Annotated in this window: 21 protein-coding genes, 1 pseudogene and 1 riboswitch; of the genes and pseudogenes, 12 read left to right on the top strand and 10 right to left on the bottom strand. The window is 69.2% G+C overall.

Going from position 1 to position 26,224, the window contains the following annotated elements; translation table 11 throughout:
- The first annotated feature begins 116 nt into the window (after window positions 1-116).
- Both EAO75_RS04335 and EAO75_RS04330 read left to right on the top strand, forming a co-directional pair.
- Window positions 117-1,085 (top strand): diacylglycerol/lipid kinase family protein, encoded by a 969-nt coding sequence (locus EAO75_RS04335; RefSeq protein WP_147993651.1) that lies wholly within the window; start codon window positions 117-119, stop codon window positions 1,083-1,085.
- A 319-nt stretch (window positions 1,086-1,404) separates the two neighbouring features.
- Window positions 1,405-1,662, top strand: a complete 258-nt coding sequence (locus EAO75_RS04330) for a WhiB family transcriptional regulator (RefSeq protein WP_006142322.1) — start codon at window positions 1,405-1,407, stop codon at window positions 1,660-1,662.
- A gap of 171 nt (window positions 1,663-1,833) precedes the next feature.
- Here EAO75_RS04330 and EAO75_RS04325 read toward each other — a convergent pair whose 3' ends face one another.
- The 3 genes and pseudogenes from EAO75_RS04325 to EAO75_RS04315 form a co-directional block, all read right to left on the bottom strand.
- Window positions 1,834-3,300, bottom strand: a complete 1,467-nt coding sequence (locus EAO75_RS04325; protein ID WP_147994284.1) for a sensor histidine kinase — start codon at window positions 3,298-3,300, stop codon at window positions 1,834-1,836.
- 422 nt (window positions 3,301-3,722) lie between these two features.
- Window positions 3,723-3,914, bottom strand: a pseudogene (locus EAO75_RS04320) (TetR/AcrR family transcriptional regulator); the annotation flags it as partial.
- 92 nt (window positions 3,915-4,006) lie between these two features.
- Entirely contained in the window at window positions 4,007-5,095 is a 1,089-nt protein-coding gene (locus EAO75_RS04315; RefSeq protein WP_147993650.1) for an SIS domain-containing protein, read from the bottom strand.
- 258 nt (window positions 5,096-5,353) lie between these two features.
- Between EAO75_RS04315 and nagB the strand changes: the two genes are divergently transcribed.
- Window positions 5,354-6,139 carry a glucosamine-6-phosphate deaminase gene (nagB, locus tag EAO75_RS04310; RefSeq protein ID WP_147993649.1) on the top strand — a complete coding sequence of 262 codons (786 nt, stop codon included), beginning with the start codon at window positions 5,354-5,356 and terminating at the stop codon, window positions 6,137-6,139.
- 30 nt (window positions 6,140-6,169) lie between these two features.
- Here the strand turns inward: nagB and EAO75_RS04305 are convergent, their stop codons facing one another.
- The 5 genes from EAO75_RS04305 to EAO75_RS04285 form a co-directional block, all read right to left on the bottom strand.
- Window positions 6,170-6,592 (bottom strand): DUF3592 domain-containing protein, encoded by a 423-nt coding sequence (locus EAO75_RS04305; protein ID WP_147993648.1) that lies wholly within the window; start codon window positions 6,590-6,592, stop codon window positions 6,170-6,172.
- A 157-nt stretch (window positions 6,593-6,749) separates the two neighbouring features.
- The gene (locus EAO75_RS04300; RefSeq protein ID WP_147993647.1) at window positions 6,750-8,237 is read right to left on the bottom strand and encodes a glycoside hydrolase family 3 protein; all 1,488 of its coding nucleotides are present in this window, start codon (window positions 8,235-8,237) and stop codon (window positions 6,750-6,752) included.
- Window positions 8,238-8,246: 9 nt separating this feature from the next.
- Complete coding sequence (locus EAO75_RS04295; RefSeq protein WP_147993646.1) at window positions 8,247-9,077, bottom strand: carbohydrate ABC transporter permease; 831 nt, start codon at window positions 9,075-9,077, stop codon at window positions 8,247-8,249.
- Window positions 9,074-10,060, bottom strand: coding sequence for a carbohydrate ABC transporter permease (locus EAO75_RS04290; protein WP_147993645.1), 987 nt, complete (start codon window positions 10,058-10,060; stop codon window positions 9,074-9,076). The genes EAO75_RS04295 and EAO75_RS04290 overlap by 4 nt, the downstream gene beginning before the upstream one ends.
- 132 nt (window positions 10,061-10,192) lie before the next feature.
- Entirely contained in the window at window positions 10,193-11,470 is a 1,278-nt protein-coding gene (locus tag EAO75_RS04285; protein ID WP_147993644.1) for an extracellular solute-binding protein, read from the bottom strand.
- Window positions 11,471-11,790: 320 nt separating this feature from the next.
- Here EAO75_RS04285 and EAO75_RS04280 point away from each other — a divergent pair, with 320 nt between their 5' ends.
- From EAO75_RS04280 to mctP, 5 genes are all read left to right on the top strand, one after another.
- Entirely contained in the window at window positions 11,791-12,555 is a 765-nt protein-coding gene (locus tag EAO75_RS04280; RefSeq protein ID WP_147993643.1) for a GntR family transcriptional regulator, read from the top strand.
- A gap of 88 nt (window positions 12,556-12,643) precedes the next feature.
- Complete coding sequence (locus EAO75_RS04275; protein ID WP_147993642.1) at window positions 12,644-14,782, top strand: carbon starvation CstA family protein; 2,139 nt, start codon at window positions 12,644-12,646, stop codon at window positions 14,780-14,782.
- A complete protein-coding gene (locus EAO75_RS04270) occupies window positions 14,754-14,951 on the top strand; it encodes a YbdD/YjiX family protein (protein ID WP_147993641.1) in 198 nt (65 codons plus the stop codon). The genes EAO75_RS04275 and EAO75_RS04270 overlap by 29 nt, the downstream gene beginning before the upstream one ends.
- A gap of 139 nt (window positions 14,952-15,090) precedes the next feature.
- Complete coding sequence (locus tag EAO75_RS04265; protein WP_147993640.1) at window positions 15,091-15,357, top strand: DUF3311 domain-containing protein; 267 nt, start codon at window positions 15,091-15,093, stop codon at window positions 15,355-15,357.
- Entirely contained in the window at window positions 15,354-16,970 is a 1,617-nt protein-coding gene (mctP, locus tag EAO75_RS04260) for a monocarboxylate uptake permease MctP (protein WP_147993639.1), read from the top strand. Before EAO75_RS04265 ends, mctP begins: the two co-directional genes overlap by 4 nt.
- A 30-nt stretch (window positions 16,971-17,000) precedes the next feature.
- Here mctP and EAO75_RS04255 read toward each other — a convergent pair whose 3' ends face one another.
- Window positions 17,001-20,621, bottom strand: coding sequence for an ATP-binding protein (locus tag EAO75_RS04255; RefSeq protein WP_147993638.1), 3,621 nt, complete (start codon window positions 20,619-20,621; stop codon window positions 17,001-17,003).
- Between the two features lie 156 nt (window positions 20,622-20,777).
- Between EAO75_RS04255 and EAO75_RS04250 the strand changes: the two genes are divergently transcribed.
- From EAO75_RS04250 to EAO75_RS04240, 3 genes are all read left to right on the top strand, one after another.
- On the top strand, window positions 20,778-21,284 hold the full coding sequence (locus tag EAO75_RS04250; protein WP_147993637.1) for a GNAT family N-acetyltransferase: 507 nt from the start codon (window positions 20,778-20,780) through the stop codon (window positions 21,282-21,284).
- A gap of 77 nt (window positions 21,285-21,361) precedes the next feature.
- Window positions 21,362-21,470, top strand: a riboswitch (cobalamin riboswitch).
- 146 nt (window positions 21,471-21,616) lie between these two features.
- Window positions 21,617-24,001 (top strand): ribonucleoside-diphosphate reductase subunit alpha, encoded by a 2,385-nt coding sequence (locus EAO75_RS04245; RefSeq protein ID WP_147993636.1) that lies wholly within the window; start codon window positions 21,617-21,619, stop codon window positions 23,999-24,001.
- Window positions 24,001-25,014, top strand: coding sequence for a ribonucleotide-diphosphate reductase subunit beta (locus tag EAO75_RS04240; protein ID WP_147993635.1), 1,014 nt, complete (start codon window positions 24,001-24,003; stop codon window positions 25,012-25,014). The genes EAO75_RS04245 and EAO75_RS04240 overlap by 1 nt, the downstream gene beginning before the upstream one ends.
- Here the strand turns inward: EAO75_RS04240 and EAO75_RS04235 are convergent.
- Window positions 24,927-25,166, bottom strand: a complete 240-nt coding sequence (locus tag EAO75_RS04235) for a hypothetical protein (RefSeq protein WP_147993634.1) — start codon at window positions 25,164-25,166, stop codon at window positions 24,927-24,929. The two genes, EAO75_RS04240 and EAO75_RS04235, sit on opposite strands and share 88 nt — an antisense overlap.
- Before the next feature lie 92 nt (window positions 25,167-25,258).
- Here EAO75_RS04235 and EAO75_RS04230 point away from each other — a divergent pair, with 92 nt between their 5' ends.
- Complete coding sequence (locus EAO75_RS04230) at window positions 25,259-26,224, top strand: GlxA family transcriptional regulator (RefSeq protein WP_147993633.1); 966 nt, start codon at window positions 25,259-25,261, stop codon at window positions 26,222-26,224.

Below are 26,224 nucleotides of genomic sequence, written 5' to 3'. Positions count from 1 at the left end.
CCGGTGGCCCGGCCCGGCCGACGGCAGTCCCCCCGTGTCGAGACTCACGCCCCCTCTCTTACTTGATCCCTACCTCGACCTGTGCCCGGTACCCCCCAGTAGGTACGCTGCAACTCATGCGTGCACTTCTCGTGGTCAATCCGGCAGCAACCACCACAAGCGCACGTACGCGCGATGTCCTGATTCACGCGCTCGCCAGCGAGATGAAGCTGGAAGCGGTCACCACCGAGTACCGCGGCCATGCCCGCGATCTCGGCCGGCAGGCGGCGGAGAGCGACGACATCGACATGGTCGTGGCCCTCGGCGGCGACGGCACCGTCAACGAGGTCGTCAACGGCCTCCTGCACGCGGGCCCGGATCCGGCGCACCTCCCCGGCCTGGCCGTGGTCCCCGGCGGTTCCACCAACGTCTTCGCCCGCGCCCTCGGCCTGCCGAACGACCCCGTCGAGGCGACCGGCGCCCTCCTCGACGCGCTGCGCGAGGGCAGCGAACGTACGGTCGGACTCGGCCTGACCTCGGGAACCCCGGGCTCGGACGACGAGGCCGTGCCGTCCCGCTGGTTCCTCTTCAACGCGGGGCTCGGCTTCGACGCAGGTGTGGTGGGCCGGGTCGAGCAGCAGCGCGAGCAGGGCCGGAAATCCACCCACGCCCTCTATCTCCGCCAGGCTCTGCGCCAGTTCCTGGGCGAGCCCAACCGCCGGCACGGCACGATCTCGCTGGAGCGAACGGGCGAGGAACCGGTGACCGATTTGGTGCTGTCCATAGTCTGCAACACCGCTCCGTGGACGTATTTGGGCAATCGTCCGGTGTACGCGGCACCTAAGGCTTCGTTCGATACGGGCCTCGACGTACTCGGTCTCAGCCGGATGTCCACCGTGTCGGTTGCCCGGTATGCCACCCAGTTGCTCACTTCGTCCCCCGAGCGCGGAGCCCATGGAAAGCATGCGGTCACGCTGCACGACCTGGACCAGTTCACCTTGCATTCGAAGGTCCCGCTCCCCCTTCAGATGGACGGCGACCACCTGGGGCTGCGTACGAGCGTGACGTTCACAGGCGTACGCCATGCACTGCGTGTGATTGTGTGAGCGGAACGGGCTAAAGTCCTTTCACTCGAACGTTTAGGCCAGGATCCACCCCATGGAAGTACGGCTGTGACCTAGTCGACACCGAGGAATCAAAAAAAACTTTCCGGAAGGGGTTGTATCCGTCGCTGAGGTTTGCGAGTCTCTACGTGGCGATCGGGACGGCCCGCAAGACCGGCCTCCACTGATCACCGGAACCCCTCTTCAAATCACAGGACCTCGCCAGGGAACCTGGCGTTCGGCCCTTCACTTGTTGAGGGATTCGTGAAAGCGTTCACATTCACAAGCAATCAGCACGTAATACCAAGGAGAGGTAGCAGCCATGGACTGGCGTCACAACGCCGTTTGCCGCGAGGAAGACCCCGAGCTCTTCTTCCCCATCGGCAACACCGGTCCTGCGCTGCTGCAGATCGAGGAAGCCAAGGCCGTCTGCCGTCGCTGCCCCGTTATGGATCAGTGTCTGCAGTGGGCGCTCGAGTCCGGTCAGGACTCCGGCGTCTGGGGTGGTCTCAGCGAGGACGAGCGCCGCGCCATGAAGCGCCGCGCCGCCCGCAACCGGGCCCGTCAGGCCTCCGCCTGACAACACCCGCCCCGCAAACAGCCTGAGCTTGGCGGCGCGTACAGCGAGTACGCATCTCCCGCCCCCGAGCCGCAGCGCGCAGTACCCCCGATGCGCAGCGAATGCTGGCAACGAGCATGTTGAGCCCCAGCCCCCTGAACGGGCTGGGGCTCTTTGCTGTCCAGGGCAGCGCTATTTGTGCGCCCGCACCGGAATGTCGAGGATCACCCTGGTCCCCCGCTCCGGTGCCGGAACCATGTCGAACGAACCGCCCAACTCGCCCTCGACCAGGGTCCGTACGATCTGCAGGCCGAGGTTGCCCGCGGTGTGCGGGTCGAAGCCCTCGGGCAGGCCCACGCCGTCGTCCTGGACCGTGACCAGGAGGCGGACCTGTTTCGTCGTGCCGCCGCGGACCGCCGAGACCTCGACCGTGCCGGTCTCGCCCTCGCGGAAGCCGTGCTCCAGGGCGTTCTGGAGGATCTCGGTCAGGACCATCGACAGCGGGGTGGCGACCTCGGCGTCCAGGATGCCGAAGCGGCCGGTGCGCCGGCCGTTGACCTTGCCGGGCGAGATCTCGGCGACCATGGCCAGCACCCGGTCGGCGATCTCGTCGAACTCCACGCGCTCGTCGAGGTTCTGGGAGAGCGTCTCGTGCACGATCGCGATCGAGCCGACTCGGCGGACCGCCTCTTCCAGTGCCTCACGGCCGCGCTCGGACTCGATGCGCCGGGCCTGGAGGCGGAGCAGGGCCGCCACGGTCTGGAGGTTGTTCTTCACCCGGTGGTGGATCTCCCGGATGGTGGCGTCCTTGGTGATCAACTCCTGCTCGCGGCGGCGCAGTTCGGTGACGTCCCGGAGCAGGACCAGCGAACCGATGCGGGTGCCCTTGGGCTTGAGCGGGATCGCGCGGAACTGGATGACCCCGTCATTGGCGTCGATCTCGAAGTTACGGGGCGCCCAGCCGCTGGCGACCTTGGCGAGCGCCTCGTCCACCGGCCCGTGGGTCGGGGCGAGTTCGGCGGTGGTCCTGCCGAGGTGCTGGCCGACGAGGTCGGAGGCGAGGCCGAGGCGGTGGTACGCGGACAGCGCGTTCGGGGAGGCGTACTGGACGGTGCCGTCGGCGTCGACGCGGATCAGGCCGTCGCCGACGCGCGGCGAGGCGTCCATGTCGACCTGCTGATTGGCGAACGGGAACGAGCCGGCCGCGATCATCTGCGCCAGATCCGAGGCGCTTTGGAGGTACGTCAGCTCCAGCCGGCTGGGGGTGCGCACGGTCAGCAGGTTGGTGTTGCGCGCGATCACACCCAGGACGCGCCCGTCACGTCGTACAGGAATCGACTCGACGCGGACCGGCACCTCCTCGCGCCACTCGGGGTCGCCCTCGCGCACGATCCGGCCCTCGTCGTGCGCGGCGTCCAGCATCGGGCGGCGGCCGCGCGGGACGAGATGGCCGACCATGTCGTCCTGGTACGAGGTCGGGCCGGTGTTGGGCCGCATCTGCGCCACGGAGACATAGCGGGTGCCGTCGCTGGTGGGGACCCACAGGACGAGGTCGGCGAAGGAGAGGTCGGAGAGCAGCTGCCACTCCGAGACCAGCAGGTGGAGCCACTCGAGGTCGGAGTCGTCGAGGGCCGTGTGCTGGCGTACGAGTTCGTTCATGGAGGGCACGGGGCCGAGCGTACCTGGCGGTACGGACATCGTTCGAAACCAGCCACTGGGAACGGGAACCGGCCGTGAAAACACCCGCGGGCCGCGGCGCCTGAGAGGGACCCTCAACCCTCCCGGCACCGCAGCCCGGAGCAATATCGGCCGTGGGGTGTGCGGTCCCAGTCGGCCGAAGGATGAGGATCCGGGGCAGTCAGGGCAGAGAGCTCCGGTTCCTCGTCCGCCTTCCTGTGCGGGGAAGGCGGAAGTCGGTGCGTACTCGTACTACGCACTCCTTCGCATTGTGGACTAGACCACTCTGGTGTGTCCATGCGTTGGAGCGTGTTTGCTGTTGACGCTTCTTCGCCGGGCTCCGAACCAGTTGGAGAACTTGTAGGACGCCCTCGCATACATCACGCAGCCTAACCCGTGTGGGTTCATGTGCGGGGCCAGATGGCCATGCCAATTTCCACGAGCGCCTCCAACTCCTCGCGGCTCGCCCCGTCGCGCGCCTGTTGCGCCATGCCCTGGATCATCGCGCCGACGTGCCGGGCGAGGGCGGCGGCGTCGATGCCCTCGGGGAGGGTGCCGGTGGCGATATCCGCGTCGATACGGCTCTCGCCCGCGAGGTTGTTCGAGCCTGAGGGGGCGGGCAGGTGCAAGGCGGAGGAGGGAGTCGGGGCGGAGCGTCGCCCACGGCGGCGGCCCGGCACACGCGCCTTCAGCGCGTCTCCGTCACCTTCGCCAGAGCCCGCGGCGCGTCCGGGTCCTGGCCTCGGGCGATGGTGACCTCGTAGGCCAGGAGCTGGAGCGGGAGGATCTCCAGGATCGGCTGGAGCTCCTCGGCGACGTCCTCGGTGGGCAGGACGAAGCCGGCCGAGGCCTGTTCGACCTGGTGCCGGGGCCCGATGACGACCAGGTCGGCGCCGCGGCCGCGGAGCCGGTCGAGGACGGGCCGCAGGGCCTCGCCGCCCTTGCCGTCGGTGACGACCGCGATGACCGGGGAGACGTTGTCGACCATGGCGAGCGGGCCGTGCAGGAGGTCGGCGCCGGAGTAGGCGAGCGCCGGGATGTAGCTGGTCTCCATCAGCTTGAGGGCGGCTTCCTTGGCCGTCGGATAGCCGTAGCCGCGGGAGGTGATCACCATGCGTTCGGCGAAGCGGTAGCGGGCGGCGAGGGTGCGGACCTCGTCCTGCCGGGCGAGCAGTCGTTCGGCGATGTCCGGGAGCACCTTGGCGGCGCTGCCGTCGCCGTCGCGCAGACCTTCGACGAAGAGGTACAGGGTGAGGAGGGAGGCCGTATAGGTCTTGGTCGCGGGAAGGGCCCGCTCGGGTCCGGCCATGATGTCGAGGTGGTACTCGGAGACGCCGGCCAGCGGGGAGTCGGGGTTGTTGGTCACCGCGAGCGTGATCGCGCCGGCCTCGCGGGCGGCCCGGGTCGAGGCGACCAGGTCCGGTGAGCCGCCGGACTGGCTGACGGTGATGACGAGGACGTCGGTGAGGTCGGGGCGCGCGCCGTAGGCCGTGGTCGTCGACATCGAGGTCAGACCGCAGGGCAGGCCGAGGCGGATCTCCAGGAGGTACTTGGCGTAGAGCGCGGCGTGGTCGGAGGTGCCGCGGGCGGTGAGCAGGACGAAGCGCGGGGAGCGGGCGGCGATCTCCTGGGCGACCTGGCGGATGGCCGGGGCGCCCTGGGACAGGATCCGGCGCAGTACGGCGGGCTGTTCGGCCATCTCGCGGGCCATGACGCGGCCGGGGAGGTCGTTGTGCGGGGCCTGGGGGTCGGGCGGGTACGGCGTCGTGGTGGTCATGGGCCCTTCCTGCTCTCGCGTTTGTCGTGCCGGGCATGGCGACTGTCGCTCCGGACGGACGGGTCGGAGGGACGGTTCGGACACACAGTCTCCATTCCACTCCCCCCTGGGGAATGACGCCTGCCCGGCGGGCTCTCGAAATGTCCGTGGGGCTTGCGTTCACCTGGGCCTCGGGGTCCCCGCTCTGTTAGATTGGTCTAAACCACATGCCCCTTTCAGGGTGCCCTTCGAGACCCTCTTCAGATCGGCAGGCCCAGCGTGGAAGTTGTCATCGTTCCGGACGCCAAGGCGGGTGGCGAGCTGATAGCCGAGGCCATGGCCCAGCTGCTCGGGCGCAGGCCCGACGCCGTGCTCGGCGTGGCCACCGGGTCGACGCCGCTGCCCATCTACGCGGCGCTCGCGGCCAAGGTCCGCTCCGGGGCCGTGGACGTCTCGCGGGCGCGGATCGCGCAGCTCGACGAGTATGTGGGACTGCCCGCCGAGCACCCCGAGTCCTACCGCTCGGTGCTGCGCAGCGAGGTGCTGGAGCCGCTCGGGATCGGGATGGACGCGTTCATGGGGCCGGACGGTACGGCCGAGGACGTACAGGGTGCGTGCGAGGCGTACGACGCGGCGCTGGCCGCCGCCGGTGGCGTGGACCTGCAGTTGCTCGGGATCGGGACCGACGGGCACATCGGGTTCAACGAGCCCTGTTCGTCGCTGGCTTCGCGGACGCGGATCAAGACGCTGACCGAGCAGACCCGCATCGACAACGCGCGGTTCTTCGAGGGGGACATCGACCAGGTCCCGCATCACGTCATCACGCAGGGGATCGGCACGATCCTGGAGGCGCGGCACCTGGTGCTGCTGGCCACCGGCGAGGGCAAGGCGGACGCGGTCGCGGCGACCGTCGAGGGACCGGTCGCGGCCGTCTGTCCGGCCTCGGCGCTGCAACTGCACCCGCACGCCACGGTCGTCGTCGACGAGGCGGCCGCGTCGAAGCTGAAGCTGGCCGACTACTTCCGGCACACCTACGTCAACAAGCCGGAGTGGCAAGGGATCTGAGCAGGCCGTGTACGCGGGTTCCGGGCCGGCTCAGCCAGTGCGCCGCCGCCCGAGCACCGCGACAGCCGTCCCGATGCCCGCGATCACGAGCCCGAGCCCGCCGAAGATCAGCGGCAGCAGCCACAGCGAGGCGAAGCCGTTGATCCGGGCGTCCTCGGGAGAATCGGCGCGGTAGAGGACCTCGACCTGCTCGCCCTCCTCGTACGACGGCGGATTGGATCCCGTCGAGCCGCGGAACGTCCTTGACGTGCCGTCGGCCGACGTGAACTCGACCACCGGGTAGGCCACGGGCCTGTTGCTCTCCCGGGCCTTGCGGGAAGCGCCGTTGTCGTCGCTGCGCCACTCCAGTTCCACCACCGTGCCCCGGGCGCGCTCCGCGTCCGCGAGGAACGAGACCGATATCCCCGCCAGGATCAGCCCGACGACCAGGAACACCGTTCCGAACGCGATCATCCCGAAGGCGACCCACCGGCGCCCACGCCGTCCACGCGTCTGAACCTGAAACTGCACGACGTCCCTCTCACTCGTCCGGAGTGAGAGGGACGCTATCCCAGGTGTTCGATCACCGTGTTCCCGCCCCCGCAGGGGCGGTTCGGCGGTCGGTGTGCGCTCACTCCCCCGCGATGACCTCCGCCGCCGCCCGCCCGCACACCCTGGCCGCCCCGTAGGTGGCGATGTGCAGGGCGCCTCGGGGGGACGCCTGGGGGACGCCCATCTCGACGATGATCGTGTCGGGGCGGGACGACAGGAGGGTGTCCAGGGCCGCCGCCATCCAGGGGTGGCGGTGTTCGTCGCGGACCACGGCCACGACTCGGCGGCTGCCGGCCGCTTCGAGGGCCGCTCGGGCCGCGTCCTCGCCCGTGTAACTGCCCGTCTGCGTGCCGGGGAGGAGGCGGGCCAGTTCGGCCGCCACGCCCCACGGGGTCTCGTCGCCCACCGCGATGTTCGCGACCGGGGTGAACGCGGCGACGAACGGCGCTTCGGTGAGCGGAGTGAAGGGCGACGCCGCCGTCACCCTCAGGGCGCGGCGAGCGGCGACGAGGCCGATGTCCTTGCGTCCCTCACCCTCGGCCGCCGGTACCGCCGTCGTCGCCGTCCAGCGGGCCAGCTCGCGGACGCGTTCCGCCGCCTCCGCCAGCCGGGCCTCGGCCAGTTCGCCCGAGCGGACCGCCGCGACCAACGCGTCGCGCAGGCGCCGTACCGTCTCGTCGTCCGCCAGGCCGCCGCCCACGCAGATCGCGTCGGCGCCGGCCGCGATGGCGAGGACGCTGCCGCGTTCGATGCCGTAGGTGGCGGCGATGGCCTGCATCTCCATGCCGTCGGTGACGATGAGGCCGGTGTAGCCGAGTTCGCCGCGCAGGAGGTCGGTCAGGACCGGGCGGGAGAGGGTCGCCGGGCGGTCCGGGTCGAGGGCGGGGACGAGGATGTGCGCGCTCATCACCGCCCGCGTGCCGGCGGCGATCGCCGCGCGGAACGGGGAGAGTTCGCGCTCCGCCAGCACCGAGGCGTCCGCGTCGATACGGGGCAGGGCGTGGTGGGAGTCGACCGCGGTGTCGCCGTGGCCGGGGAAGTGCTTGGTGCAGGCCGCGACGCCCGCCGACTGCAGGCCGGTGACGTAGGCGGCGGTGTGCCGGGCGACCAGGGCGGTGTCGGCGCCGAAGGAACGTACGCCGATGACCGGGTTCGAGGGGTTGGAGTTCACGTCGGCCGACGGGGCCCAGTTGAGGTTCACTCCGCAGGCGGCCAGGCGGCGGCCCATCTCGAAGGCCACCTCCCGCGTCAGCTCCACGTCGTCCACCGCGCCGAGCGCGTGGTTGCCGGGGAAGCTGGAACCGGTGCGCACCTCCAGCCGCGTCACATCACCCCCCTCCTCGTCGATCGCGACCAGGACGTCGTCGCGTTCGGCGCGCAACTGGGCGGTCAGGGCTGCCAGTTGCTCGGGCGAGGCGATGTTGCGGCCGAACAGGCCGACGGAGGCGAGGCCCTCGCCGAGCCGGCGCAGCAGCCAGTCGGGGGCGGTGGTGCCGGTGAAGCCGGGCTGCAGAACGGTCAGGGCGTCACGCGTCAGAGTGTCGGTGCCGCTGGCGAATGTCGTCATCGGGTGGCGTTATCCCTTCACGGCGCCGGCCGTCAGGCCGCTGACAGCCCTGCGCTGCAGGAAGACGAAGAGGATCAGGATGGGGATGGCGAAGAGGGAGGACGCCGCCATCGTCGCGCCCCAGTCGTTGCCGAAGGCGGTCTGGAAGCTGGACAGCCACAGTGGCAGGGTCTGCGCCTCGGCCTCCTTGTTCAGCACCAGGACCAGGGGGAATTCATTCCATGCGGTGATGAAGCCGAACAGGGACGTGGACATCAGGCCCGGCGCCAGCAGCGGCAGGATGACCTTGCGGAACGCCTGGGCGCGGCTGCAGCCGTCGACCATCGCGGCCTCCTCCAGCTCCCGCGGCACGGCGGCGACGAAGCCGCGCAGGGTCAGGATGGTGAAGGGCAGGATCATCATCATGTAGAAGACCGTCAGCGGCACGAGGCTGTTCAGCAGCGACGCGTCCCGCACGATCATGTACATCGCGATGATCATGACCTCCCAGGGCGCCATCTGGGCCATCATGAAGCCGATGACGAACCCGCGCCGCCCCTTGAACCGCATCCGGGCCAGGGCGAAGGAGCCCGCCAGCGCGATGACCAGGGCGAAGCCGACCGCGCACAGGGTCACGATCAGCGAGTTGGTGACGTAGGTCCAGAAGTGGTCGACGCCGGTCGCCCGCTTGAAGTGCTCGAAGGTGATGTCGGTCGGGAACCACACCGGGTCCTCGGAGATGATGTCGCCGGTCGGCTTGAATGCCGTGGAGAACATCCAGTACACGGGGAAGACGAAGCCGATGAACAGGACGACGGCCGTGACGTTGGGCCACAGGCGGCCGAAGAGCGAGCGCTTCACAGCTCGTCCTCCTCTTGCTTGAGCACGATCCTGAGGTAGTACGCGGTCAGGCCGAGCAGGATCAGGATGGTCAGGACGGCGATCGCGGCGCCCATGCCGTAGTGCTGGTTGCCGACGCCCTCGATGTAGGCGTAGACGGGCAGGATCTCGGTGAGCCGGTCGGGGCCGCCGCCGTTGATGGTGAAGACCTGCACGAACGCCTTGAAGACCCAGATGATCTCCAGGAAGGTCGTGGCGTAGAGGAACGGCCGCAGGAAGGGCAGGGTCACCGTGGTGAAGCTCTTCCAGGCGCCCGCGCCGTCCAGCGCCGCGGCCTCGTACAGCTCGCCCGGGATGGTGGTCGTGGCCGCGTACAGGTTGATCGCGACGAACGGGATCGACATCCAGACGATCAGCACCGTGACCACGAAGAACGTCGACATCTGGCTGCTGGTCCAGCTGTAGTCGGCCATGGAGTGCCAACCCAGCTTGTCCAGCACCCAGTTGACGACGCCGAAGCGCTGCGCGAACAGCCACTGGTAGACGGTGCTCGCAGCGACCACGGGCATCGCCCAGGCCAGCACGAGCCCGAGCAGCAGCATGACCCGCATCCGCTGGCCGAGGCGGGCGAGCAGCAGGCCGACCAGGGTGCCCAGGGCCATGATCAGGGCGACGTTGACCGCCGTGAACAGGATCGAGCGCAGGGTGACGCGCCAGAAGTCCTCGCCGGTGAGGACCTCCTTGTAGTTGTCGATGCCGTTCCACTCGGTGACGTGCTGGATCAGCTGCGCCATGTTGAGGTTCTGGAACGACAGCAGGACGTCCTTCACCAGCGGCCAGCCGAGCAGCAGCACGGTGGCCGCGCAGGCCGGCAGCAGCAGAAGGTACGGGGTGAGCGCGCCGAGGCGGGACGCGGCTCGGGGCCGCGGTCCGGCGGAGCCGCTCTCGGCTTTCTTCACTACGTCCACCGGACCGGAGGGCGGCCGTTCGGTCTGCACGGTCATGCTCGCGATCTCTCTTCTCGGCCTGCGTATCTCGACCTGCGTACGGGGGGACCCGCGTACGGGGACCCGCGTACGGTCGCCGGGGCGGGGGGCGTCACGCGCATCCCCCGCCCCGGCGCGAACCCGGTGCCGTTACTGCTGCTGGGCCAGTCGCTTGTTGAACTCGTCCTCGACCTGCGCGGCAGCCTCGGCCGGCGACTTACCGTTCAGCACGGCGGTCATGTACGTCTTGACCGGGTTGGGCGCGTTCTCCACGGCGGCCCACTCCGGGATCAGCGGCGTGGTGCCACCGCCCGCGGCGGCCGGCGCGGCGGCCTCGGCGACGGCGTTGCCCTTCAGGTTGGTCTGGAGGGACTCCTTGTTCGGGATGACGCCGTTCTGCCTGGCGAGCTCGCCCTCGTACTGGTCGGACAGGGCGATCTTCAGGAACTCCTTGGCGAGCTCCTGCTTCTTGCTGCCCGCGGCGACGGCGAGGTTGGAGCCGCCGAGGAAGACGCCCTCGGGCTTGTCGGCCGTGGCACCGGGGATGGTGAAGTAGCCGATGTCCTTCTCGATCTTCTTGTTGGCCGCGATCGCCGTTCCGGCTTCCCAGCCCATGCCGATGAAGGCGCCGACGTTGCCCTTGGCGAACACCTCGGCCTGCTGCGGGGTCGCCTCGTCCTTGTCCTTGGGCGCCTTGGACAGCGCCTGGAACTTCTTGTACGTCTCCATGGCGGCGGCGACCTTGGGGTCGGCGAGGTTGGAGACGTACTTGTCGCCGTCCTTCTTCACCAGCTCGGCGCCCTCACCGATGGTCAGGCCGACGAAGTGGTACCAGTTCTGGCCCGGCAGGTAGATGGGCTCGGCGTCGGTCTTCGCGCCGATCTGCTTGAGGTCGGCGTAGAACTCGTCGCGGGTCTTCGGGGTGTCCTTGATGCCGGCGTCGGCCCAGACCTTCTTGTTGTAGAGGACGACGCGGTTGGCGAAGTACCACGGGGCGGCGTACTGCTTGCCGTCGAAGATGGACGACTCGTTCAGGGACTCGGCCCAGTCGGCGCCGATCCCGGTCTTGAGGTCGGCGAGGTCGGCGAGGCCGCCGGTCTTGGCGTAGGCCGGAGTCTGGGTGTTGCCGATCTCGAAGACGTCCGGCGGGTTCTCCTCCGACAGGGCGGTGGTCAGCTTCTGCTGGATGCCGTTCCACTGCTGGATCTCGAACTTGACCTTGGCCTTGGTCTTCTTCTCGAAGGCGGCCTGGACGTCCTTCTGCCACTGATCCGGGGAGGAGCCGTCCATCACCCAGACCGTGAGCGTCTCGCCCGCGTAACCGTCGGCCCCTGCCTTGTCGCCGCCGTCGCCGTTGTCGCCCCCGCACGCCGCCAGGGAGATCATCATGCCCGCGACACCGATCGCGGATATCAGCTTGCGCTTCACGCCACCCTCCTCAGGGATGCCACAAACCCCCCTGCCTCCCCGCACGAGCGTTGGGCCGGGACCTGGACCAATGGTGTAGACCAGTACGGGGAGCTTGGACCAGACCAAAAGCCCTGTCAAGGGTCACGGAAGGGCCCTGACCAGCCGTTATGGGACCTACATATGAAGGAACCTTTAAGTAAGAAGCCAGCGAAAACACCGACGCCGGAGTACTCTCATCCGCTAGACCACTCGGCGGCATGGACTAGACCAAAAGTGGCGGCGACGGTATACAGAAGGGATCACGATGTGACCCGCATCCGGAGCCGGGAAGGCGAAGCATGAGCACCGACGTCAGCAGTGCGGAGAACGAGAACGGCGCGACCGTCCGTACCGCCCGCGTGCCCAAGTACTACCGCCTGAAGAAGCACCTCCTCGACATGACGGAGACCCAGGCGCCCGGCACCCCGGTCCCGCCCGAGCGCACCCTGGCCGCCGAGTTCGACACCTCCCGCACGACCGTGCGTCAGGCTCTTCAGGAGCTGGTCGTCGAGGGGCGCCTGGAGCGCATCCAGGGCAAGGGCACGTTCGTCGCCAAGCCGAAGGTCTCCCAGGCGCTGCAACTCACCTCCTACACGGAGGACATGCGCGCCCAGGGCCTGGAGCCGACCTCCCAGCTGCTGGACATCGGCTACATCACCGCCGACGACCGCCTCGCCGACCTGCTCGACATCACCGCCGGCGGCCGGGTGCTGCGCATCGAGCGGCTGCGCATGGCGAACGGCGAGCCGATGGCCATCGAGACCACGCATCTGTCGGCCAAGCGCTTCCCGGCCCTCAGACGCAGCCTCGTGAAGTACACCTCCCTGTACACCGCGCTCGCCGAGGTCTACGACGTCCATCTCGCCGAGGCCGAGGAGACCATCGAGACCTCGCTGGCCACCCCGCGCGAGGCCGGCCTGCTCGGCACGGACGTGGGCCTGCCGATGCTGATGCTGTCCCGGCACTCGCTGGACCGGGACGGGCAGCCGGTGGAGTGGGTGCGGTCGGTGTACCGGGGGGACCGCTACAAGTTCGTGGCACGGCTCAAGCGGCCTCAGGAATAAGCCACTTGAGGTAGTGCACGCGGTGTAGCGCATCCCCTCTTCCTGTTCTACGTTCCTCCCGTCGCCGCATGGACGGGAGGACTCCCCGGTGCGTACCGCGAACGTCCGAACCATCGTCGTCTGGAGCCTTGTCGCGCTCGTCGGCGCGACCGGGTGGACCGTACTGGCACTCTCGCGCGGTGAGGAGGTCTCGGCCGCCTGGATGGTCGCGGCCGCCCTCGGCTCGTACGCCATCGCCTACCGCTTCTACAGCAAGTTCATCGCGTACAAGGTCCTGAAGGTCGACAGCACCAGGGCCACCCCCGCCGAACGCCTCAACAACGGCATCGACTACCACCCGACCGACCGCCGCGTCCTGCTCGGCCACCACTTCGCCGCCATCGCCGGCGCCGGTCCGCTGGTCGGGCCCGTGCTGGCCGCGCAGATGGGGTATCTCCCGGGCACGATCTGGATCATCGTCGGCGTCATCTTCGCGGGCGCGGTCCAGGACATGGTGGTGCTCTTCTTCTCCACCCGCCGTGACGGACGCTCGCTGGGGCAGATGGCGCGCGAGGAGATCGGTCCGTTCGGCGGCGCGGCCGCGCTGCTGGCCACCTTCACCATCATGATCATCCTGCTCGGTGTGCTGGCCCTGGTGATCGTCAACGCCCTCGCGCAGTCCCCGTGGGGCACCTTCTCCATCGCGATGACCATCCCGATCGCCCTGCTGATGGGCTTCTACCTGCGGGTCCTGCGCCCCGGCCGGGTCAGCGAGGTGTCGCTGATCGGCGTCGCGCTGCTGTTGCTCGCACTGGTCGCGGGCCGCTGGGTCGCCGAGTCGTCCTGGGCCGACACCTTCACCCTCGCGCCCTCGACGCTGGTCGTCTGGATGGTGGCGTACGGCTTCATCGCCTCGATCCTGCCGGTGTGGATGCTGCTCGCGCCGCGTGACTACCTGTCGACCTTCATGAAGATCGGCACGATCTTCCTGCTCGCCCTCGGCGTGGTCATCGCCCTGCCGACGCTGAAGATGGACCCGGTGACGGACTTCGCCTCACGCGGCGACGGCCCGGTCTTCGCGGGCTCGCTGTTCCCCTTCGTCTTCATCACCATCGCCTGCGGCGCCCTGTCCGGCTTCCATGCGCTGATCTCGTCGGGTACGACGCCGAAGATGATCCAGAAGGAGACGCAGGTCAGGATGATCGGCTACGGCTCCATGCTGATGGAGTCGTCGGTCGCCGTGATGGCGCTGGTGGCGGCCAGCATCATCGACCCGGGCCTGTACTTCGCGATGAACGCGCCCGCCGGGGTCATCGGCGACACCGTGCAGAACGCCTCGCAGGTCGTGGGCAGTTGGGGCTACCAGATTTCCCCGCAGGACCTGGCCCAGGCGGCGAAGAACGTCGAGGAGGCGTCCCTGCTCTCCCGGACCGGCGGCGCGCCCACCCTCGCCATCGGTGTGTCGGAGATCTTCTCGCAGGTCACCGGGGGCGGTCTGCGTGCCTTCTGGTATCACTTCGCGATCATGTTCGAGGCGCTGTTCATCCTGACCGCGCTGGACGCCGGCACACGCGTGGGCCGGTTCATGCTCCAGGACATTCTGGGCAACGTCTACCGGCCCTTCAAGAACGTCAGTTGGAAGCCGGGCCTGGCGATCACCAGCGCCGTCGTGTGCGGTCTGTGGGGCTACTTCCTGTGGGTGGGCGTCCACGAACCCCTCGGCGGCATCAACCAGCTCTTCCCGATCTTCGGCATCTCGAACCAGCTCCTCGCGGCGGTCGCCCTCGCCGTCTGCACGACCCTGCTGGTGAAGTCCGGGCGCCTCAAGTGGGCCTGGATCACCGGGGTTCCGCTCGCCTGGGACGCGACAGTCACCCTGACCGCCAGCTACCAGAAGGTGTTCTCCAGCGACCCCAGGGTCGGCTTCTTCAAGCAGCGTCAGGTCTTCCAGGACGCCATCGACCGCGGCGAGGTCCTGCCGCCCGCCAAGACCATGGACGACATGCACACCGTGGTCACCAACTCCACGGTGGACGGCGTCCTCACGGCGGCCCTCGCGATCCTGATCGTCGTCGTGATCGTCGACGCCACCCGGGTCTGCGTCCGGCACGTGCGCCGTCCGGCCCTGTCCACGCTTCAAGAGGCGCCGTACGTCGAGTCGAAGATCATCGCTCCGGCCGGGCTGTTCCCGACGCAGGAGGAGAAGGAGGAGGAGCGCCGTGCGGTCGCTGAGGCGGGTACTCGGTAGCGTGCGCTGGTACCTGCGCGAGCTGACCGACGAGTCGGCGTACGACCGCTATGTCACGCATGTACGACACGGGCATCCGGACGCGCCGGTGCCCTCCCGGCGTGACTTCGAGCGGATGCGGACGGACCGTCAGGAGGCCGACCCGCGCCAGGGGTTCCGCTGCTGCTGAGCGCATCGCCACCCGAAGGGTGCCGTGCACACCAACCCTCCACATCCGATATGCGGACAGGGTCTTCCGCTGTCGTTGCACCGTCACCTACATTGCCCGGGCGTTTCTCAGGTGATCAGTGAGGGGACGGAGCCGTCAGATGTCAGATGCGCCGGAAGTGAACAGAGGGCCGGTGGTGACGCCTGTACGGGTCGTCATCGCGCTCTGCCTCGTTGCGCCCTTCGCGGCGATGCTGTGGGTCGGTTCGTATGCCAAGACCGACCCGGCGTTCGCCGGCATCCCGTTCTTCTACTGGTACCAGATGCTGTGGGTGCTGATCTCCACGCTGCTGACGATGGTCGCGTACAAGCTGTGGCAGCGTGACCAGCGGTCCCGCGCCTCCCAGAAGGGCGGTGCGCCGGAATGAACGACGGCGTGAACGGCGTCGCACTCGGCGTCTTCATCTTCTTCTTCCTGGCCGTCACGGTCATGGGCTTCCTGGCCGCGCGCTGGCGCAAGGCCGAGAACGAGCACAGCCTCGACGAATGGGGCCTGGGCGGCCGGTCGTTCGGCACCTGGGTCACCTGGTTCCTGCTCGGCGGCGACCTCTACACGGCGTACACCTTCGTCGCCGTACCCGCGGCGATCTACGCGGCGGGCGCGGCCGGCTTCTTCGCGGTGCCGTACACGATCCTCGTGTACCCGCTGATCTTCACCTTCCTGCCGCGCCTGTGGTCGGTCTCGCACAAGCACGGCTATGTGACGACCTCGGACTTCGTGCGCGGCCGGTTCGGCTCGAAGGGCCTGTCGCTGGCGGTCGCCGTGACCGGCATCCTGGCGACGATGCCGTACATCGCGCTCCAGCTCGTCGGCATCCAGGCCGTGCTGGACGTGATGGGCGTCGGCGGCGGCGAGAACACGAACTGGTTCATCAAGGACCTGCCGCTGCTCATCGCCTTCGGTGTGCTGGCCGCGTACACCTACTCCTCGGGTCTGCGGGCCCCGGCGCTGATCGCGTTCGTGAAGGACACGCTGATCTACATCGTCATCGCGGTGGCGATCATCTACATCCCGATCAAGCTGGGCGGCTTCGACGAGATCTTCGCCAAGGCGGGCGAGGCGTACAGCCAGACCAACCCGGCCACGGGCGCGCCGCGCGGTGCGCTGGTCCCGGGCGAGGCGGGGCAGTGGACGTACGCCACGCTGGCGCTGGGTTCCGCGCTCGCGCTGTTCATGTACCCGCACTCGATCACCGCGACGCTGTCCTCCCGCAGCCGTGACGTGATCCGCCGCAACACCACGATCCTGCCGCTGTACTCCCTGATGCTGGGCCTGCTCGCCCTGCTGGGCTTCATGGCGATCGCGGCCGGGATCAAGGTGGACAACGGCCAGCTGGCGATCCCGCAGCTGTTCGAGACGATGTTCCCGGACTGGTTCGCGGGCGTGGCCTTCGCGGCGATCGGCATCGGCGCGCTGGTGCCGGCGGCCATCATGTCCATCGCGGCCGCGAACCTGTTCACCCGCAACATCTACAAGGACTTCATCAAGCCGGATGCCACGCCCCAGCAGGAGACCCAGGTCTCCAAGATCGTGTCCCTGCTGGTGAAGGTGGGCGCACTGGTCTTCGTCCTGACGATGGACAAGACGGTCGCCATCAACTTCCAGCTCCTGGGCGGCATCTGGATCCTGCAGACCTTCCCGGCCCTGGTCGGCGGCCTGTTCACCCGCTGGTTCCACCGCTGGGCCCTGCTGGCCGGCTGGGCGGTCGGCATGATCTACGGCACGGTCGCCGCGTACGGCGTCGCCTCCCCGACGCAGAAGCACTTTGGCGGCTCGGCGAAGGAGATCCCGGGCATCGGGGAGATCGGCTACATCGGCCTGACCGCGTTCGTGCTCAACGTGGTGGTGACGGTCGTCCTGACCTTCGTCCTGAAGGCGATGAAGGCCCCGGAGGGCGTCGACGAGACGAAGCCGGAGGACTACACGGCGGACGCGGGCGACCCCGGCGTCAAGACGGAACTGCCGGTGGCGTCCCACTAGTTCAGCCGCAAGGAGGCCGGGCGTACCGCATCAGCTGCGCGTACGTCCGGCCATTTGCTGCCAGAAGCCGTCGAGTTCGCGGACCCGCATGCTGACCCAGCGCGGTGTCTTCCTGCGCAGCCCCCGGGGCAGATGCCGGCGCACCCGTCCGGGCAGCAGGGCCTGTTGCTGGCGGCAGAACGGCTCCCGGATCTCCCCGCGCGGCACACAGCCCCGGGGCGGGTAGGGGCAGAGCTGGAACTTGCAGTCGGGCAGGCAGGTCGCTCCCGGTGTGGGTGGGTCCGCCATGCCGGCCCGCAGGTCGGGCCGCAGCGGGCCGCGGTCGCTGCGGATGCACGGCGGAAGTGACGTCCCCGGCTGCTCCGCGCGGGTCATCCGCTCCTCGACCTCGTCCGGATGCCCGTCCCGTTCGATGAGGTTCAGCATCACCAGCACGTCGGCCACCAGGCGCTGGGCGCGCGCGTCGAGGGTGCTCCAGCCGACCGAGGGCGGGATCCACAGGTTGTGCTTGCGGTACCCCTCGGGGTTGCCGGTGCGCGCGCCGATGTTGTCGGCGACGCCCTTCTCGTCGATCCAGAGGAACCGCTCGGGCTGCCCGGTCTCCAGCGCGAGGGCCACCAGATCCCCTGCCTCGGCGACGAACGGATGCAGGGGCTGAGGCGGCGAGGTGCCGTTCGCCTCGGGATGCCCGGATGCGCGGTTCACCGTGCCGGCCATGGAAAGCCAACGCTCCACGGTCTGCACGGCACTCGCCCCGCCCAGCGCCTGGGGCGGCTCGTGCCCGCCGCCGTGCCCGTCCTTGACCGGCATCGCGTGTGCCTCCCGCTCATGGACGCCCACGCTGTCGGGGAGCTCCCACAGGCACAGCGCCTGGAGCAGCATGACCTGCGCGTACCAGCAGCGGGACTGCTGGAGCACCGTCTCCGCCTGCCGGATCAGGTCATCGCGACCGCCCTGGTAGGCCTGCGGATGCCGGATCCGCCGGTTGGCCGCGTACTTGAAGCCCTGGGCCAGCGCGGCCTCCAGGGCGAGCGGCAGATCGGGGGCGCCCCCGGTGGCCTTCGGGTCCAGATGGCGCAGCCACCTGGTGAGACGTTCGCGGGCCTCGTCATGGTGTGCCTCGTCGACGGAGCCCAGCAGCATGGGGATCATCCAGGCACGCATCACGAACTCCCGGAACAGATCGACCCGTTTCCTGCGGTACTCCTGGTTGAGCGTGCGCCGGTCCTGCTGGAGCCGGGCGATGCGCTCGGTCCTGGCCCGCGAGGGCGCGCCCGCGGTCCGCGCCCGCGCCATGCGCTCGGCCCAATGCTCGTACTCACCGCGTTTCCAGGCCTTCAGCTCGCCGAGCCGGTCGTCGTACTCCTGCACGGGGTCGCTGCTCAGCCCGACCCGCCCGCGGATCACGGCGAACGCCGCGTTGCCGCCGGTGCCGAACTCCTGGGCGGCTGCCAGGCGTATCGAGTAGGAGGGTTCCTTCACGCCGATCTGGACGAGCTGCTCGTAGAGCGGAGTGGTGTCGATCCGGTCGGAGACGCTGCGCAGGGCGGCTCCGAGTTGCCTGAGCAGCCGCAGTTTGGCGTCGTCGAGGCTGCGCCGGTCGCCCTTGAAACCGGCCCAGGTTCCGCGCACTTCGTCCAGGATGTCCCCCAGCAGCCGCGGAGTGTCCTCCACGCTCTCGATCTCCACGGCGGCGGCGTACAGGTCGAGCGCCTTCGGATCGTCCGTGCGGCGTTCCGCGGCCTTGCAGAGCCGCTGGGCCAGGCTGTGCCCGCCCACCCGTGACCGGCGAAGCCGTTCCTCGGCCTCTTTCCTCACCTCGGCCCGGACGCCCTCCCGGCGGGCCCTGGCCCTCGCCGCCCGGCGGCGCGACAACAGCACCAGGGCCATGAGCAGTTCGCGGCTGGGTCCGGGCGGCTGGAGCACGTGCTCCACGAGCTCGCCGGCGCCCCGCTCGCCGAGCTGCCGCAGCACGCGGTAGCCGAAGTAGGCCTGGATGATGCTGTGCGGGAAACGGACCTTGCGCTCGAAGCCCTCCACCAGGCCCAGCTTGTCCGCGTTGCGCATGATCCGGGCGAGGGCGGAGCGGCACTGGTCCATGTTGCCCCCGCGCAGCCGCCTCCTCTCGTCCGGGCCGATCCGCCGGCACAGCACGTCCCAGATCTGCTGCCGGTGCCACTCGGAGAAGACGTTCCCGCGCCTGCCGTACCGGTCGAAGGCGCGTCCGCCGGCCCACAGGTGCTCGGCGCGGGCCTGTGCGCGCCGCATCGGACCGGGGTGGACGTCCGAGTCGAGCAGTTCCCCGAGGCCGACCTCCAGCTTGTCCTGGAGCAGTCCCACGCAGGCCAGGGCGGAGACCACTTCGACGGCGTCGCGGCGGTCCCGCCGGCTCAGCGCGACGTCCGGGCGCAGCCGGCCCTCGCACAGCGCCTCGTCCCAGGTCTCCAGCAGCCACAGCCGCAGCGTGCCGCGGTCGCGGCTGCGGGTGTTCATGTGCTGCGGGTCGTTGTCCGGCCGGTCGTGCTCCAGGGCTCCGTGGCGGTGCAGTTCGCGGGCGATCTGGAGGTAGACGGGCGACTCGGTCACCTCCGCCGTCTCCACGATCCAGTCCACGCGGCGTTCGTCCGTCTCCGGGACGCGAGCCTGGACGAACCGCAGCGCCTCCTCCTCGCTGAGCGGTTCCAGCTCCACGATCGCGGCCGGGGTGCTCTCCAGCGGGCTGTGCGGGCGGGAGGCGATGACGAGGGGCAGCTTCTCCTCGTAGGCACGCTCGATGGCCCGCCGGATGATGTTGTCCCGGTTCTGCTGGAGGCCGTCACCGAGGAGGGCCTCCTCCAGTCCGTCGGCGATGACGACCGGTTTGTCGTCGGCGAGCAGTTGCTGCCAGACCCGCTCGGTCTTGGTGCGCGCGAGGATGCCCCGGGGCGCCTCGTCGATGAAGCGCTCCTTGGCCATGCGTTCGAAGTTCAGGTCGCTGCCGCCGTTCGCGTCCCGCAGCCGGATCGGCACAGGTACGGCGTTCTGCTCCGCCAGCAGTTCGGTGAGCCGTACCAGGACGGCGGTCTTGCCCACACCGACGCCGCCGACCAGCAAATAGGGCCGGCGCGTGTCGCGGTCGCGCAGCCGTTCGGCGATGACCTGGGCGATCTCCTCCCGGCCCACGATCTCGGCGGTGTCCGGGCCGGCGGTGAGCACCAGCCGGTGGGGGTCGCTCCGTGCTTTGGCGAGATAGCGCCGCTTGGTCCACCGGTACCACCAGAACAGAAAGAGCGCGGCGGCGAGCGACGCGGCGAGCACCGGGCCGACGAAACGCAGGACCGTCTCGAATCCGTCGTTGTTGTCCTGCCGCCACTTCTCGAAGCCGGTCGTGTGGCCCGAGAGCACGATGTACAGGCCCTCCACCACCCACGCGAGCACGGCCAGCGCGGCCACCGTCCAGATGGCCCGGGTGACATTGGTGTAGGTGAACCAGCGGCGCCACTTCCTGGGGCGGGCGGTGCCGCCGCGGGCCTCCAGGCGAATCGTCAGCCGGTGCCAGTGGCCCACGGCCCCCTGCCTGAACCAGTTGCCCGCCCGTCTCGGAGCCAGCGTCGCCATCGGCGCGTCGCGCGGCCGCTTCTTGCCGGGCGGGCGACGGACGACCCTCGTCATCGTTCGTCTCCTTCCGAGAACTGCTCTCGAAACGGAGCGACCGCGAGGCGCCGACACCTATCTCCATGGAAACACTCCCGGAACTCCCCGCAACCCGGCGGCCCTCGGCGGAAATCCACGGGCCCGCCGTCGTGGCCGTCCGGCAGACTCGGCCGTATGGACATCGCGATCCGGCCGGCGGCACCCGGCGAGTTCGACGCGCTCGGTGAGATCACCGCCCGGGCATACCTCCACGACGGACTCCTCGACTTCGGCGAGAGCGACGAGTACCTCGGCGAGCTCAGGGACGTGGCCAAGCGCGCGGCCGCCGCCGAGGTGCTGGCGGCCGTCGCGGACGGCCGGCTGCTGGGCGGGGTGACCTTCGTGCCGAGCGGCGGCCCCATGGCCGACTTGGCCGGTTCCGGCGAGGCGGAGATCCGGATGCTCGCCGTGGACCGCGCGGCCCGCGGACGCGGCGTCGGCGAGGCCCTCGTGCGCGCCTGCGTCGACCGCGCCCGGACCACGGAGGGCTGCGTACGGATCGTCCTGTCGACCCAGAGCACCATGCACAGCGCCCATCGCATCTACGAGAGGCTGGGTTTCGTTCGCACACCCGAGCGGGACTGGAATCCGATCCCGCACCTGGACGACATCACTCTCCTCACCTATGAGTTGACGCTCTGAAACCAGCGCGACACAACATCTGGGGGTGGCGTGGCGGGTGAGCACAAGATGTATGCTCGTCCTCGCTGTCGCCGCAGGGGAATCCGGTGCGAATCCGGAACTGTCCCGCAACGGTGTACTTGTGCATGTCTGTTCCCAGGACTCCGTTCCCGGGACCCGGCGGGCACAGGAGTCAGTCCGAGGACCTGTCGACAGCGCGCCCGGCCACCCGGCCGGTGCGCTCTGACGTCCGGGCCTCGTGGAGTGGGCCGGTGGACGCGACGCCGCGTGCGCTCGTGTGCTGCCCCCTGCCCTCCGCAAGGCCCCCGTGCCGAGCGAGGGAGAGCCCCCACGTGACCATCGCGCCAGCAGACCCGGCCTCAGCCGTCCCGACCGTCCTGACGGACGAGGACGCTCCGGGAACCGCGTTGCTGCGGACCCTGACCGAGCTGACCGCCGACCTCCCCGACGCCGACCCCGGCCGGGTCGCCGCCGCCGCGCTGCGCGGCCGGTCCGCCTTCGCGGACGAGGCGGAGCTGCGCGAGCTGGCCACCGAGGCGGCGGCCGGTCTCATCTCCGAGGACCCCGCCTACAGCAGGCTGGCCGCCCGGTTGCTGACCGTCTCCATCGCCGCCGAGGCCGCCTCGCAGGGCGTGACGTCCTTCACCGAGTCGGTCGCCGTCGGCCACCGCGAGGGCCTCATCGCCGACCGGACCGCCGAGTTCGTGCGCCTGCACGCGGCCCGCCTCGACGCGCTGGTCGACCGGCACGCCGACGACCGCTTCGGCTACTTCGGCCTGCGCACCCTGCACAGCCGCTATCTGCTCCGGCACCCCCTCACCCGCAAGGTCGTCGAGACGCCCCAGCACTTCATGCTGCGCGTCGCCGCCGGTCTCGCCGAGGACGACACCGTCCGCTCTCTCGACGAAGTCGCCGCGCTCTACGGGCTCATGAGCCGCCTCGACTACCTCCCCTCCTCCCCCACGCTCTTCAACTCCGGCACCCGGCACCCCCAGATGTCGTCCTGCTACCTCCTGGACTCCCCCAAGGACGAGCTCGACTCCATCTACGACCGCTACCACCAGGTCGCCCGCCTCTCGAAGCACGCCGGCGGCATCGGGCTGTCCTACTCCCGCATCCGCTCCCGGGGTTCACTGATCCGCGGCACCAACGGGCACTCCAACGGCATCGTCCCGTTCCTGAAGACCCTCGACGCCTCGGTCGCCGCCGTGAACCAGGGCGGCCGGCGCAAGGGCGCCGCGGCCGTCTACCTGGAGACCTGGCACTCCGACATCGAGGAGTTCCTGGAGCTGCGCGACAACACCGGTGAGGACGCCCGCCGTACGCACAACCTGAACCTCGCGCACTGGGTCCCGGACGAGTTCATGCGCCGGGTCAACGCCGACGAACCGTGGTCGCTCTTCTCGCCGTCGGACGTGCCCGAGCTGGTGGACCTGTGGGGCGAGGAGTTCGACGCGGCCTACCGCAAGGCGGAGGCGGCCGGGCTCGCGAAGAAGACCATCCCGGCCCGTGACCTGTACGGCCGCATGATGCGCACCCTCGCGCAGACCGGCAACGGCTGGATGACCTTCAAGGACGCCGCCAACCGCACCGCCAACCAGACGGCCCTGCCGGGCCACGTCGTGCACTCCTCCAACCTCTGCACGGAGATCCTGGAGGTCACCGACGACGGGGAGACGGCGGTCTGCAACCTGGGGTCGGTGAACCTGGGTGCCTTTGTCGACACGATGACGGGCGACATCGACTGGGAGCGGCTCGACGCCACCGTGCGCACCGCCGTCACCTTCCTCGACCGCGTCGTCGACATCAACTTCTACCCGACCGAGCAGGCGGGCCGGTCGAACGCCAAGTGGCGGCCGGTGGGCCTGGGCGCGATGGGTCTGCAGGACGTCTTCTTCAAGATGCGGCTGCCCTTCGACTCGCCGGAGGCCAAGGCCCTCTCCACGCGGATCGCCGAGCGCATCATGCTCGCCGCGTACGAGGCGTCCGCGGACCTCGCCGAGCGGAGCGGTCCGCTGCCGGCCTGGGAGAAGACCCGTACGGCCAAGGGTGTGCTGCACCCCGACCACTACGGAGTCGAGCTGACCTGGCCGGAGCGCTGGGCCGCCCTGCGCAGCCGTATCGCCACGACCGGCATGCGCAACTCCCTGCTGCTGGCCATCGCCCCCACCGCCACCATCGCGTCCATCGCCGGTGTCTACGAGTGCATCGAGCCGCAGGTCTCCAACCTGTTCAAGCGCGAGACGCTCTCCGGCGAGTTCCTCCAGGTCAACTCCTACCTGGTCAACGAGCTCAAGGCGCTCGGCGTGTGGGACGCCCGCACCCGTGAGGCCCTTCGCGACGCGAACGGCTCGGTGCAGGACTTCGCCTGGATCCCGGCGGACGTACGGGCCCTGTACCGCACGGCGTGGGAGATCCCGCAGCGCGGCTTGATCGACATGGCCGCCGACCGGACGCCGTTCCTGGACCAGTCGCAGTCCCTGAACCTGTTCCTGGAGACACCGACCATCGGCAAGCTCTCCTCGATGTACGCGTACGCCTGGAAGCAGGGCCTGAAAACGACGTACTACCTGCGCTCGCGCCCGGCGACCCGCATCGCCCGCGCCGCCCAGGCGCAGGCTCAGCCCGAGAAGTCCATCCCCGTCCAGCAGGTCGCCGAGCCCGACGCCGTCGCCTGCTCCCTGGAAAACCCCGAGTCCTGCGAGGCCTGCCAGTAATGACCACCCGTAACGCCAATCTCCTCGACCCGGGCTTCGAACTGACCCTGCGTCCCATGCGCTACCCGGACTTCTACGAGCGCTACCGGGACGCGATCAAGAACACCTGGACCGTCGAGGAGGTCGACCTCCACTCGGACGTCGCCGACCTCGCGAAGCTGTCCGAGGGTGAGCAGCACATGATCGGCCGGCTGGTCGCGTTCTTCGCGACGGGCGACTCGATCGTGGCGAACAACCTGGTGCTGACGCTGTACAAGCACATCAACTCCCCCGAGGCGCGGCTCTACCTGAGCCGTCAGCTCTTCGAGGAGGCCGTGCACGTCCAGTTCTATCTGACGCTGCTGGACACCTACCTCCCGAACCCGGAGGACAGGGCCGCGGCCTTCGACGCCGTCGAGAACATCCCGTCCATCCGCGAGAAGGCCGAGTTCTGCTTCAAGTGGATCAACGAGGTCGAGAAGCTGGAGCGCCTGGAGACCAAGGCCGACCGGCGTCGCTTCCTGCTGAACCTGATCTGCTTCGCCGCGTGCATCGAGGGCCTGTTCTTCTACGGCGCCTTCGCGTACGTCTACTGGTTCCGCAGCCGGGGCCTGCTGCACGGCCTCGCCACCGGCACCAACTGGGTGTTCCGCGACGAGACGATGCACATGTCCTTCGCGTTCGACGTGGTCGACACCGTCCGCAAGGAGGAGCCGGAACTCTTCGACGACCAGCTTCAGCAGGAGGTCACCGACATGCTGAGGGAGGCCGTCGAGGCCGAGCTCCAGTTCGGGCGCGACCTGTGCGGTGACGGCCTCCCGGGCATGAACACCGAGTCGATGCGGCAGTACCTGGAGTGTGTCGCCGATCAGCGTCTGACGCGCCTCGGCTTCGCTCCGGTGTACGGCTCCGAGAACCCCTTCTCCTTCATGGAGCTGCAGGGTGTTCAGGAGTTGACCAACTTCTTCGAGCGGCGTCCGTCGGCGTACCAGGTGGCGGTGGAGGGCACCGTCGACCTGGACGAGGACTTCTGAGCCTCGGGCTCGTTGCGTCCCTGGGCCTCCCTGATCTGTCGGTCGATGCGCCGGTCGCGCGCCGCGCCGATCAGTGACGGGAGGACCAGGACCACGAACATGCCGAGAACGGCGACCATGGCGAGCAGTGTCTGTGTCTGTTCTGTAGTCATGACACCACTGTCGCGCTGAACACTCCTTACAAACAGTGGCAGGACTGCCGCACACCCTCGATTTACTGCCACTTCCGAGGCACACTGGCAGCATGCTGAAAAACGTCGCCGCCGTCCTCCTCGACGGCGTACACCCCTTTGAACTGGGCGTCGTCTGCGAGGTCTTCGGCATCGACCGCAGCGACGAGGACCTGCCCACGTACGACTTCGCCGTCGTCTCGGCGGAGGGACCGACGCTGGGCACCCATGTCGGCGGGCTCTCCGTCTCCACGCCCTACGGTCTGGAGCGGCTGGACGAGGCCGACCTGATCGCCGTGCCGGCCGGGCGCGACTATGTCGTCCGCGACTATCCGCCCGAGCTGCTGGACGCCCTGGTCAGGGCCGTCGAGCGGGGGGCGCGGGTGCTCAGCGTGTGCTCCGGCGTCTTTGTGCTGGGCGCGGCCGGGCTGCTCGACGGACGGCGGTGCAGTGCGCACTGGAAGCACGCCGGGGAACTGTCCCGACAGCACCCGCGGGCGATCGTCGAGCCGGACGTGCTCTACGTCGACGAAGGGCCGGTGGTCACCAGCGCCGGCACCGCCGCCGGTATCGACGCCTGTCTGCACATCGTCCGGCAGGAGCAGGGACCCGAGGTCGCCAACAAGATCGCCCGGCGCATGGTGGTGCCGCCGCACCGGGACGGCGGGCAGGCCCAGTACATCGAGCGTCCGCTGCCGCGCTCGCACTGCGACACGGTCGGCGAGGTGCTGGCCTGGATGGAGCGCCACCTCGACGAGGACGTCACCGTCGAGCAGCTCGCCGAGCGCGCGCACATGTCCCCGCGCACGTTCGCCCGCCGCTTCCAGCAGGAGACCGGGACGACTCCCTACCGCTGGATCCTGCGCCAACGAGTACTGCTGGCCCAGGAGTTGCTGGAGGCGACGGACGAGACCGTGGACGCGATCGCGGGCCGCACGGGGTTCGGTACCGCGGCCGCGCTGCGCCATCAGTTCGTACAGGCGCTGGGCACGACCCCCAACTCCTACCGGCGGACGTTCCAGGGGCCGAGCGCCGCGTAG

Source organism: Streptomyces sp. UW30, assembly GCF_008042075.1.
Lineage (GTDB): Bacteria > Actinomycetota > Actinomycetes > Streptomycetales > Streptomycetaceae > Streptomyces.
This window is presented reverse-complemented; position numbering and strand designations above follow the sequence as displayed.